The organism is Virgibacillus sp. GM2-2 (assembly GCF_055329585.1).
Map to the genome: position 1 here is coordinate 94297 of NZ_JBUZWC010000010.1, position 12128 is coordinate 106424.

A 12128-nucleotide genomic window follows, 5' to 3' on the forward strand; every position below is an offset into this window, starting at 1 on the left:
CATCTCCTGTTTCGTAAATTATGATTATTTTAACACAATGAGTGAGGTGAAAGCATGATCCGAGAAGCGAAATTACAAGATGCAGCGATGTTGCTTGATCTAGTAATGCAAGTAGAAAAAGAAAGTGACTATATGTTAATGGATCCAGGTGAACGAAAAAAGACTGTCGATGGTCAAGAAAAGATGATCAAAGCTTTCTTGGGAAAAGAAAATGCTACTATTCTGGTAGCAGAATTAAACGGGCAATTAGTAGGTTATCTGATTGCGAACGGTGGTGATGTAAACCGGAAACGACATAGCGCTTATTTGGTAATAGGAATTGCAGAGAGTCATCGTGGAAAAGGGATTGGTACAGCGCTCTTCAGTGAAATGGATGGATGGGCGAGATCTATAGGAATTCACCGTCTGGAATTAACAACAGCTGTTGAGAATGAGCCAGGGATTAGGTTATATAAAAAAGCTGGATTTGAAATAGAGGGAACGAAGCGGCATTCGCTCAAAGTTGATGGCAGGTATGTCGACGAATATTATATGGGAAGATTCCTAGATTGAGTGAGACCACTTGGACAGCTAGCCAAAGCTGTTTCAAGTGGCTAATTTAATCAGGCACGTTTTTCCAGGTTCCGTGCTGTTTCGCTTTTCTCCACTAGTTTCTGATTCTTAAATGTTCCAAGCGTTTTGTCAACGGATGTATGTGTTACACCAAACCAGTAGTTTTCGTTTTTAAAATGATGCCAAAGATGAGCCTTTTTAATCTTTTTACCCAATTTAGTAAGAGGTTGAATTGGTTTATGAGCTACATAATGTTTCCACTCGTAATATAGAAAATAGCTCATAAGACCAGTAAGAAAAGCCAGTGTAAGCTGTACATTCCCCGTAATTAAATAAAAGATTACCGAGCTAACAAAAAAGTTAGGCAGGCTAAACCAGAGTGGTAAGAACAATAAACTTAAATCTTTTGGATCAACGTGATGATCGAAATGTAGACGCTTAATCATTTTGAGTAAAAATGGATTCTCTGGTGTTTTCATATGAAATAAGAAGCGGTGTACCATATATTCGCTTAAAGCATATGCCGCCATTCCGATTACAAGGGCGATCCATGTGCTAACTTGTAGCATGTGTAAAATAGTGTATACGGAAAGGGGAGTAAAAAGAGCCAGCATAACAGTTACGTCTGGGAAAAATAAAAACTCCTTGTAGTACTTACTCATTTACATTTTCCTCCTTTCGTCTCCTTTTCTCGGAAATATGTGTTTCCCATAATGCATAACTTTTTTCCATCATAGATCGCGCTAACCTCTCAGATTGAGTGACATCGCCATTAAGGGCTACCTTCATTAATTCTTTATAATAACTGTAGGAAGCTTTACGGCAAAACGGCAATGAAAAGTAGATTTTTGCCATTTTAACATAAGCGGGTTCGAAACTGTTTAATAGTAGGGGGAAAATTGGATTCCCGGAAAGTCCTGCAAGTTCTTTCTGTAGTTTCCAATCAAATAGTGCATAATCCTCTGCTGAATCGGATAATTCATCCATTTTCGAAAGAATGGCAACTACTTTAGGGTGATGCATCATGATAGCTTTCTTTACGTATTTTGGTGTGATAGCTATACGCATTTCTAGGAAGTAAAGTACCAATTCATCTGGAATTTCATCATAATGTTGGATAATATCGACGATTGTATTGATGTTGCCCTCTTTCCAATAATCGTTCACAGTTGCAGACTGTCCTTTTCTTAGTGTTATCCAACCACTATGATGAAGACGCTGTAAAACTTCTCTAATAGTAGGTCGTCCAACTTTGTATGTAGTAGCAAGTTCTCTCTCTGTCTGTAATTGCGAACTAGCCGTATATTCTCCTTGAATGATTGAGGAAATAAATTGTTTTTCTATTGTATCAGACGTTCTACTCACGATAATCACCCTTTTGGTAATACCATAATTTATATTGGTCTTACCAAATAGTATGTATCACTCTGAAAATAAAGTCAATTAATTTTTTGAAATTTCGGTATATTAGTTTCGTATATGGAAAAATTGCTAGATTAGGCTTAATGTGAAATACTTTCATTAAGAGAAAATAGGAGGAGATAATCGTGTCTTATTTGGTTTCTGTTAATTGGTTGAAAAAGCAATTAGAAAAGGGTGTAAACGACCTAGTAGTTGTTGATGTTCGATTCTCATTGGCGAATTCGGATGAAGGTAGACAGGCCTATGAAAAAGGACATATCCCAACTGCGATGTATTTAGATCTAAATAAGGATTTATCTAGTCCTAAAAAAGAACATGGTGGTAATCACCCGCTTCCTGATGTTGAAATATTCGCAGAAAAGCTTGGTGAAATCGGGATTGATCGGGAGGCAACCGTAGTAATCTATGATGAAGATAATGATATGTTTGCCGCTAGACTTTGGTGGTTACTCGATTATATGGGCCATGAAAAAGCTTATGTGTTGGATGGTGGAATTTCAACATGGATAGAGAAAGGCAATGTTGTAACGAGTAAAATTCCGGTACCAGAAATGAAGCAATTTATACCTGAGATAAAAGAAGACGAAGTAGTAGATATCAATCAGGTAAAAGAGAGATTAACTGATCGGTCAGCAACTTTACTAGATTCACGTGGAAAAGATAGATACCTTGGAAAAACGGAACCATTATATGCAAAAGCTGGACATATACCTGGAGCAAAAAGTTACTTCTGGAAAAATGTACTTACCGAACACGGCTCGTGGAAAAGTGAAAAAGAATTAGAAGATACCTTTAAAGACCTTTCAAAGGATGAAGAAATTATTGTTTCGTGTGGGTCCGGAGTATCTGCATGTCCAAATGTTATGGCATTAAAAATGGCGGGGTATAAGAACGTGAAACTTTATCCAGGTAGTTATAGTGACTGGATTTCGTATGATGAAAATCTAGTTGAAACAAAAGATGAATAGGGGAATGACCGATGACGAAACGATGTGATTGGGCAACGTCTGATCAAATTTATATTGATTATCACGACCATGAATGGGGCAGACCTACCCATGATGACCAAGAACTATTTGAAATGCTTTGTCTAGAAGGTGCGCAGGCTGGACTTAGTTGGATTACGATATTAAAGCGGCGAGAAAATTACCGAAAGGCATTTGATAATTTTGACCCGGTAATTATTCAAGACTATGATGAAGCAAAAATCCAAGCGATATTGCAGGACGAGGGTATTATCCGCAACAAATTGAAAGTTCGTTCTGTCGTGAAAAATGCAAAAGCGTTTTTGAAGGTAAAAGATGAATTTGGAAGTTTTGATTCCTATATATGGAGCTTTGTTGGGGGAGAAACCATTTTAAATGATTGGAAAAATCATGCAGAGGTTCCTGCTACGACCACTGAATCCGAAAAAATGAGTAAAGATCTGAAAAAGCGTGGATTTTCTTTTGTAGGTCCAACCATTTGTTACGCTTATATGCAATCCACTGGCATGGTTAATGACCATACAAAAGACTGTTTTTTGTATTACGGAAAGCAAAAAGAAGAAGCTGGGACATAAGTAATTATATCATAGAAAATCCGAACGACTGATAACAGTTCAAAAAAACGCTTCGGAAATATACTTCGCTTTCCGCGGGCGAGTGACGAGCCTCCTCGGACTTACGTCCTCCGGGGTCTCGTCGATCTCTCACTTCCCGCAGGAGTCTACGTATATTTCCGAAGCTAACAAAGATTTTCGTTCGTTATTTTTCATGATAGATTACTTTATGTCCCAGCCTCTAAAATACAGGTAGCTCTTGATCATAATCTACTTCAAAACCAAGGTCGCGTAACATTTGATGGTCTTTTGTTCCTTCCTGACCAGCGGTTGTTAAATAATCACCGATAAATATAGAATTTGCTGCATATAGACCAAGCGGTTGTAAGGTCCGTAAGTTCACTTCACGACCGCCAGAAATCCGAATTTCTTTGGTTGGGTTAACGAATCGAAATAAAGCCAAGACTTTCAGGCAGTATAATGGATTTAGTTCGTCCGTTCCCTCCAACAATGTGCCTTCCATCGCATGCAGAAAGTTCACAGGAATTGAATCAGCATCAAGCTCTTTAAGTGCGATTGCCATATGTATAACATCTTCCAATGTTTCTTTCATCCCTACAATTACACCAGAGCACGGCGAAATACCAACAGCTTTCGCTTTGTTTACCGTAGCTACACGGTCTTGATAGGTGTGGCTGGTTGTAATGTTGTCATGATGTTTTTCTGATGTATTGATATTGTGATTGTAACGATCTACCCCAGCTTCCTTAAGCTCCTCTGCTTGTCCAGGTTTTAAAATTCCAAGACATGCACAAACCTTTAAATTATATCTTTGTTTTATTTCTTTCACAGCTGCTGTAACATGACTCAGTTCACGAGTAGTTGGACCGCGTCCACTTGCGACAATGCAATACGTACCGGAATTAAGCTGGTGTGCTTTTTCAGCCCCAGCTACAATTGTGTCTTTATGCATCATTCGGTATTTTTCAATAGGATTAGTTGAGTCCCTTGATTGGGCACAGTAACCGCAGTTTTCCGGACACGCACCAGATTTTGTATTAATAATCATATTTAGTTTTACCTTATTACCATAGTAATGCTTTCTAATAAGGTACGCACTATTTAGCAATTCTAAAATATCTTCATCGGGACATTCTAGTATCTGCATTGCTTCCCCTTCTGTAATTTCATATCCCTCTATAACTTCATTTGCAAGCGATTTGAAATTTAGCATTCTATTCCTCCTCAATTAGTTAAGCAGTTTTTTCTGTTCGATAATGTTTAGCTTTAATAATCCCGCTCCGCTCTAATCGAAATGCAAAAACTCCTGCCAGAATAGCAAGTACAATATCTTTTGGTAGTGGAACCATCATCCAGAGCCATGCCATTTGATAGGTAAATCCTTCTGGTGCATCAAACCAAAAAAGATAAGCAGCGTACATCCAGTTTGTACCGAAAACATAGTTAATGATCATCCCAACTAAGGCAGCAGTCACATACATTGGTAAGCCACGTTTGCGCTCTACAATTTTTCCTGAGACATATGCAAGTAAAATAAATGATAGAATAAAACCAAAGGTAGGTGATAGAATGGTTGATATTCCACCGGAAAATTTTGCGAAAATCGGTGCACCTGCCAACCCAAGCATCATGTAAACAAACATGGAAAAAGCACCTAGTCTGCTACCAAGTACAATACCTGCTAGAATAGCAAAGAAAGTTTGTAGTGTGATTGGAACTCCGCCAATAACTAAAAATGGGACAAGTGTAGTAATGTTTGCGCCAATGGCAGTTAATGCCACAAATAAAGCTCCCATAGTAAGGTTTAATGGCGTCCACATAGTTTTCTTCATGATAAATCGCTCCTCAATTTTCAAATGTTAACCTATTATTATTTAAGTTAACATATATTAGATTACCATAAATAGAAAAATTGTCCACTCAAAATCTAAAAAATTGTTGTTTTGTCACAAAATCGGTAAACTGCGAGCTAGTGAAATTTCCAATTACCTGATAACAGCAACGTTGATTTCCGCTGAGGACAAGGCTAGTGAAGTAATTTTGAACGTAATGGAATGATTGCGATTGCGTGCAGAATGGCAGCTATCGGACACACGATTCCTTATTTGTGAAAAATAAGGGTAAATGCGTTTGTTATCGGACTCAGGGTTTCTTATTTGGGTAAAAACGGTTGAAAGTCCTGTTTTTTAGCTGAATAAGGAATCGTATGTCCGTTAATCTTCGAAATAAAGGAAAAAAAGGTAAATAAGGCATCCTCAGTCCGATACCGATCAGTGTCCTTTACTTACATTCACAATCACCAAACCAAACTAGTTGCCTTCAACTACGAACATTAAAGGCAACAAAATAAAAAACCAGCTACCGTAATGATAGCTGGTACTAGATTACTATTTTTCTAAAGCTTAAAAGCTTTAAGTTCATTGTTTAATTGATCGGCTAGAGCTGCTAATTCATCCGCACTGTGTGAAACCTCTTCCATAGAACTAGAGGTTTGTTGGGCAGATGCTGCTGCTTGTTCAACTCCCGCTGCAGACTCTTCTGAAACGGAGGCAATCTCTTCTATTAAATTATTCATTTCATTACTATTCGCTGCTATTCCTTTTAAGTTGTTGGAAATAGCAATAATTTTAGTCGTCATTTCCGAAACGGATGCATTAATCGTTTCAAAGCTTTTACCCGTGGTTTCAATTTGGTTGGTTCCTTCTTTCACTTCATTGTATCCATTATTAAGTGATACAACTACATGATCGGTTTCATTTTGGATGGTAGAAACAATGCCAGTGATTTCTGCAACAGATGAAGTTACCTGTTCTGCGAGCTTTCGTACTTCGTCAGCAACAACAGCGAACCCTTTGCCGTGTTCACCTGCACGTGCCGCTTCAATTGCAGCATTTAAAGATAGTAGATTTGTTTGATCAGCGATATCCTTAATAACTTTTACTAATTTGGAAATCTCAGCTGATTGCTTATCTAGTCCTTGGACTTTATCAACAGCTTCGGAAACGATGGCATCTATTCGCTTCATTTGATCCATTGATTTGCGCATTAACGCGCTTCCTTCAGCAGTCAGATGCATGACGCCATCTGATTTGCTTGCGATTTCTTGACCGTCTAACTCCGATTGACGAACGATTTGAACGAAGTCATTCATATTCTCTGATAAATCAGATGCACTGTTGGCTTGTGTTTCTGAACCTGAAGATAATTCTTCCATCGTGGTAGCAATTTGTTCGTTACCTACTTTTACTTCGTTAGCTGATTGTGTTAACTCATCACTTCTGGATGAAACAGATTCAGATGCAGTTGCTACTTTAGCAACAATACTGCGGATATTACCTTTCATTTGGTTAACGGCACTGGATACCTGTCCAATCTCATCTTTTCCTTCGTAGTCCATCGATTTTACTGCAAGGTTTCCATTTGCTACCTCGTGCGTGATCGATACTACTTTACGCAGGTTTGCCGAAATTTTCCGGCTAATTAATAATAATAAAATAATACCAATAACAATTGCCAATCCATTCGCAACACCTAATACGATGGTGCTTTGGCTTATACTACCTTGGGCGTCTTCAACTGCCTGTTGTTGTTTATCTTTAACAATTGAAATTAATTCGTTCATTAATTCGACGTTTTGTGCACGTAAACTACTTACTTCTTCGCGTAAAGCTGGAATATTTTCCGGTTCTCTTGCTACTGCATGTGGGATGTCTGTCAAAAATGCCGTATTCAGCTTTGTATCGTTTTGTTGAATCTGTGTAAAAATTTCCTTTTGTTTTTCCGTTTCCATTTTCGGTGTTAGTTCTTCTTTTAGAACGCTAAACTTTTCGCGATATTCATTATACTTATCTACATATTTTTGGTCCTGTGTAATAATAAAATCGGCAATTTGAATATCCTTTAATTGCATGATAGATGAAAATTCCATCATTGCATTTACGCGTTCGCTTCTACGGTCAATAGCTTGGATATCCTCTTGTCCTTGACTTAATTGAATATATACAACAAAACCCGCAACTAAAAATAACAATGCAGTAAATATGTACACCGTAAGATATTTATGTGCAATCCTTATGTTTTTCCAACTAAATCGTAGTGGACGTTTCGTTCTGTTCTTCTTCACTTTAGGTGCTTTCATCTTATTCTTCTTTTTTTTCATCTTATGTATGTCCCCCAATTAATAAAAGCTTTCTAATTATATCGACAAATATCTACTAAGTATTTAGCACTAGTTTAAAAAATCTAACATTTGTATCTGTTGAGCATATACTGTAAAATAGCAAATTGTGTGTGAAAGTGGCACAAATCAATGCTAATAAGGTGATTTAAATGGTAGGTAGTGCTTTTTTAGAAGAAACAAAAAGCAAAGAAGAAATAAAAGATGAATTGGATACATTAGAAATACAACTTTTTCGGATGCAAAATAATATAAAAGAAATAGCAAAAAAGTGGGAGATCGTTAGTATCGATCAAACTGGTCATCAAAAATGGGTTATAATTTATGCAGATAAAGGTGAAGAGGCATGCCAAATTATGCTTCATGACTGTGATTCTGCTTTTCGTGGCAAATGGAATGCGGCAATAGAAGCAGAATATAAAGACGAAAACACAATCCATATTGCTGATATAAAAGGTGAAGAAAACAAAGGTTATGGTTCTATTTTAATGAATCATTTAAAAGATTTAGCACATGAAGAAAACTTTCAATATATTACTGGGGATTTAGTAAAGCGTGACTTTGATCATGTCAATCGGCTAAAGCATTTTTATAATAAGCATAATTTTGATGTGAAAATTGACCATACGGAGCAGTGTGGGGAAATTGTGTGGAATGAAGGTTAGAAAGAGCAATCTATTTCGTTGAATAGACTGCTCATTTTTTTTACTCTAAATTCGGTTCTTTACGATGGTTTGTAGCTTGTTCATACGCATAAGCCAATTCAATTAATTTTGGTTCAGAAAAGGCAAGTCCAGAGAAGGTAACTCCGACTGGCTTTCCTTGTTCCGTATAACCAGCTGGTACTGTAATAGATGGGAAACCGGCTCTGGCAGCTATAGTAGATCCATAGTTATTAGGGAATACAATAGCGTCTAACTGATGCTCAGCCATGACTCCATGCATTTTTTCTTGAGATATCTTTAAATCTGTCAACCGGTCATTAATATACTCATCTTCGGTTAACGTGCCACTGTTTCTTTCTGACTTGGTGAGCAATGTTTGGCCATATTTTAATGCCTTTTCCGCGTTTGCTTGATTAAATTGAATGACATCAAATAATGAATGAACTGGTGAACTAGATGGAAGTTTTCCTAAGTATGCGTTCACGCCATTTTTAAACTCATGGAATAATACACTTGAATCAGGTAAATCGTCTGGTAATTTTATCGAATCGATGATGGTGGCGCCTTGTTTTTTCATATCTTCTAGAGCTTGGTCTATTAACTCTAATTCGAACTTATCGAGTTCAGTCAAGTAGTTTCTTGGCACGCCTATTCTTGCGTTTTCTAACCCATCTATTTTTAAATACGATGAATAGTCCGATATTCGATCAGGATTTATAGCAGTAGCTGGATCTTTTTTGTCCTCACCAGTTAGGGTTCCAAGTAAAATCGCTGCATCTTCTACGGTTCGTGTCATCGGTCCAGCAGTATCTTGACTATGTGCGATTGGAATAATGCCAGAGCGACTAACTAGACCTAGAGTTGGTTTTATTCCAACGATGGAATTGCTGCTAGAAGGACTCAAAATTGATCCGTCCGTTTCTGTGCCAATTGCTAGAGTAGCAAAATTTGCAGCGATACCAGCACCAGACCCAGCACTGGAACCACCTACGTCAAACTTGCCTGGCCCATATGGGTTAAGTACCTGACCACCACGTGAACTATAGCCATTTGGCATGCCTTCTGTCATAAAATTTGCCCACTCTGTTAAATTTGCTTTCCCTAGAATGATTGCTCCAGCATCACGTAGTTGCTTCGTCACAAAGGCGTCTTCCTTTGCGTAGTGGTTTGCAAGTGCAACCGATCCAGCGCTGGTATGCATTTTGTCGCCTGAATCAATATTGTCTTTAATTAATACTGGCATACCGTGAAGTGGCCCACGCTTTCCGGTATTATTACGTTCGACATCCAATGCTTCTGCTATATGTAAAGCATCAGGATTGACTTCGATAACAGCATTTATTTTTGGTCCTGTAGCATTATACGTAGCAATTCGTTCTAGGTACATTTTGGTTAACGATAAGGCAGTTAACTCCCCGGTATCAATTGCTTTTTGAATAGTATGTATGGTTGCTTCGTTAAGTTTAAATGGCATAGATGTAGCCTCCTATAAAAATTCTTTGATAAGTATATATTCTATTTTTGTTAATAGAAATCCTTTGGAAAAAGTAAATTAAACAGTTGGAAGTAATTACAAAAGTTGAAAATACAGGATAATCTATTTTGAAAAAGATTTTCTTATATTGCAAACGGAATGAATTGAGGATAAAAAGCTACCGCTGCGGTTGAAGCATTATTTTTGGGTAATGATGCTAACGACATCGTTACCACGTTTTTCTTTAATAGAAGTGTAATCAGAGAAGTGATTTCTACTCTAATTATACTAGGTAGCATGACTGCAAACAGGTGTTCTATTTAATGTTCTTGACTTTCTCAATCTTTTCGAATAAACTAAAAACAACTATTTAAAGGAGGTGGGTAACATGTTTCAAACTGGTAAAGGCATTACAAAGTTCAGAGAATACCTCTGGATGTGTTATGCGCTTTTTGCTGATTTAGTTTACAACGGGATACGTCTGTCCTTTTTTAAACAATTAAATCAACAATACCAGTAAGAGACATCTACCCATATACGGATAACGTGAAGGACGACGGGGAAGCTGTATTCTCTGTCGTTTTTTTGTATCCAAAAAAGATTGTCTCTTCAAATCGGAGGAAGAGAAAATGATTGTATGTAGTGTGAGAAATGTTACCCAAACACATGGTGCAAATACTATTTTTAGTGATATGACATGTGAGATAAAAGAAAATGAACGGATTGGACTTATTGGAAGAAATGGAGAGGGGAAAACGACGTTACTCCATTTGTTAGCTAAAAAAACTGATCCGGCAGAAGGAACAATCAACTGGAAGAAAAATTTAACGGTTGGTCTATTAGAGCAAACACCAGAGTATGCGGATAATAAAAAGGTTGAAGCATTATTGTACGACGTTTTTGATACGCTAAAAGAATTAAAGCAAAAAATGACTGACTTAGAACATGCGATGGCAACGGAATCAGACCCAGATAAATTAACACGCCACATTGAAAAATATGGTGTATTACAGGAAAAGTTTCAAGAAGATGGCGGCTATGAGATCGATTCGCAAATTAGACGAATTATGAGCGGGTTACAAATAACAGAGTTATCACAGAAAAAATGGGATCAGCTAAGTGGTGGAGAACGGACAAAAGTTGGATTGGCTCAGCTTTTATTGCAAGCACCAGATTTATTGCTTCTGGATGAACCGACTAATCATCTTGATTTATTTGCGATCGAATGGCTGACTGATTTTATCAAGAATTACCCAGGTACCATTGTGATTGTCTCGCATGATCGTTACTTCTTAGATGAAACAGTTACAACTATTTTGGAAATGGATCAAGGCGAACTTATTCGGTATTTTACCAATTATACGGAGTACGTGAAGGAGCGAGAGGCACGGCTACTAATTGAGTTTCAGCAATATCAAGACCAACAAAAGAAAATGAAGAAGATGCGGGACACCATTAAACGTTTAAAGGAATGGGCAAACCAGGCTAATCCTCCAAACGCAGGCTTGCATCGCCGCGCGAAAAGTATGGAAAAAGCATTGGATCGTATGGAGAAATTGAAGAGACCAATTTTAGAACAGAAAAAGATAAACTTAGATTTTCAAATGAACAAACGAAGTGGAAAAGACGTTGTTATTGTAGACGATGTTTCGAAACGATTTGAGGATAAGACGCTATTATCTGGAGTAAATATGCATGTGCGGTTCCAGGAACGTATTGCCATTATCGGAGAGAACGGCTGTGGAAAGTCGACGCTTCTGAAAATGATTTTGCGGACTGAGAATTACGAGGAAGGTACCATTCAACTTGGTAGTAATTTATCAGTTGGATTTCTTTCTCAACATATGCTAGAAATGAGTGAAGATCGATCGATAATCGATGAATTCCGTGATCAGGTTCATGTGACAGAAGGTGATGCGCGCGGAATATTGGCTCGATTTCTCTTTTACGGAAATACCGTTTTTCAAAAAGTTAGCAGCCTAAGCGGCGGGGAGCAAATGCGCTTGCGCTTGGCACAGCTTGTTCACCAAGACCATAATTTATTGATATTGGATGAACCGACTAACCATCTGGATATTGAATCAAAAGAGGTATTAGAGGATGCATTGGAGCAATTTGATGGCACCATTATTGCAGTTTCGCATGATCGCTATTTTTTAGATCGATTATTTCCATTAACGTATTTAGTTGCTGATGAAAAATTGACTAGATTTGAAGGCAGTTTTACGTTTGCTAGGAAGAAGTGGACTGAATTGGATTCACTAAAAAGCTAATTTT

12 protein-coding genes are annotated in these 12128 nt (G+C 37.6%); 6 read left to right on the plus strand and 6 right to left on the minus strand.

The genetic code is table 11. The features are described from left to right. The first annotated feature begins 54 nt into the window (after positions 1 to 54). On the plus strand, positions 55 to 552 hold the full coding sequence (locus tag ACY9Z2_RS12785; protein ID WP_463610039.1) for a GNAT family N-acetyltransferase: 498 nt from the start codon (positions 55 to 57) through the stop codon (positions 550 to 552). A 50-nt stretch (positions 553 to 602) separates the two neighbouring features. Here the strand turns inward: ACY9Z2_RS12785 and ACY9Z2_RS12790 are convergent, their stop codons facing one another. Further along, positions 603 to 1214, minus strand: coding sequence for a sterol desaturase family protein (locus ACY9Z2_RS12790; RefSeq protein WP_463610040.1), 612 nt, complete (start codon positions 1212 to 1214; stop codon positions 603 to 605). Further along, positions 1207 to 1917 (minus strand): GntR family transcriptional regulator, encoded by a 711-nt coding sequence (locus ACY9Z2_RS12795; protein WP_463610041.1) that lies wholly within the window; start codon positions 1915 to 1917, stop codon positions 1207 to 1209. The genes ACY9Z2_RS12790 and ACY9Z2_RS12795 overlap by 8 nt, the downstream gene beginning before the upstream one ends. Before the next feature lie 182 nt (positions 1918 to 2099). Between ACY9Z2_RS12795 and ACY9Z2_RS12800 the strand changes: the two genes are divergently transcribed. Continuing rightward, positions 2100 to 2942 carry a sulfurtransferase gene (locus ACY9Z2_RS12800; protein ID WP_463610042.1) on the plus strand — a complete coding sequence of 281 codons (843 nt, stop codon included), beginning with the start codon at positions 2100 to 2102 and terminating at the stop codon, positions 2940 to 2942. Positions 2943 to 2953: 11 nt separating this feature from the next. Next, the gene (locus ACY9Z2_RS12805) at positions 2954 to 3535 is read left to right on the plus strand and encodes a DNA-3-methyladenine glycosylase I (protein WP_463610043.1); all 582 of its coding nucleotides are present in this window, start codon (positions 2954 to 2956) and stop codon (positions 3533 to 3535) included. A gap of 220 nt (positions 3536 to 3755) precedes the next feature. Here ACY9Z2_RS12805 and bioB read toward each other — a convergent pair whose 3' ends face one another. From bioB to ACY9Z2_RS12820, 3 genes are all read right to left on the minus strand, one after another. Continuing rightward, on the minus strand, positions 3756 to 4748 hold the full coding sequence (gene bioB, locus ACY9Z2_RS12810) for a biotin synthase BioB (RefSeq protein ID WP_463610044.1): 993 nt from the start codon (positions 4746 to 4748) through the stop codon (positions 3756 to 3758). A gap of 19 nt (positions 4749 to 4767) precedes the next feature. Next, the gene (locus ACY9Z2_RS12815; protein WP_463610045.1) at positions 4768 to 5367 is read right to left on the minus strand and encodes a biotin transporter BioY; all 600 of its coding nucleotides are present in this window, start codon (positions 5365 to 5367) and stop codon (positions 4768 to 4770) included. 563 nt (positions 5368 to 5930) lie between these two features. Continuing rightward, positions 5931 to 7694, minus strand: coding sequence for a methyl-accepting chemotaxis protein (locus ACY9Z2_RS12820; protein WP_463610046.1), 1764 nt, complete (start codon positions 7692 to 7694; stop codon positions 5931 to 5933). Positions 7695 to 7864: 170 nt separating this feature from the next. On the opposite strand from ACY9Z2_RS12820, the gene ACY9Z2_RS12825 reads away from it, so the two are divergent. Next, positions 7865 to 8377, plus strand: a complete 513-nt coding sequence (locus ACY9Z2_RS12825; RefSeq protein ID WP_463610047.1) for a hypothetical protein — start codon at positions 7865 to 7867, stop codon at positions 8375 to 8377. Between the two features lie 40 nt (positions 8378 to 8417). Here the strand turns inward: ACY9Z2_RS12825 and ACY9Z2_RS12830 are convergent, their stop codons facing one another. Further along, on the minus strand, positions 8418 to 9851 hold the full coding sequence (locus tag ACY9Z2_RS12830; RefSeq protein WP_463610048.1) for an amidase family protein: 1434 nt from the start codon (positions 9849 to 9851) through the stop codon (positions 8418 to 8420). Between the two features lie 388 nt (positions 9852 to 10239). Between ACY9Z2_RS12830 and ACY9Z2_RS12835 the strand changes: the two genes are divergently transcribed. After that, a complete protein-coding gene (locus ACY9Z2_RS12835; protein WP_463610049.1) occupies positions 10240 to 10371 on the plus strand; it encodes an RAxF-45 family protein in 132 nt (43 codons plus the stop codon). Between the two features lie 109 nt (positions 10372 to 10480). Then, positions 10481 to 12124 (plus strand): ribosomal protection-like ABC-F family protein, encoded by a 1644-nt coding sequence (gene abc-f, locus ACY9Z2_RS12840; protein ID WP_463610050.1) that lies wholly within the window; start codon positions 10481 to 10483, stop codon positions 12122 to 12124. The last annotated feature ends 4 nt before the right edge of the window (positions 12125 to 12128 follow it).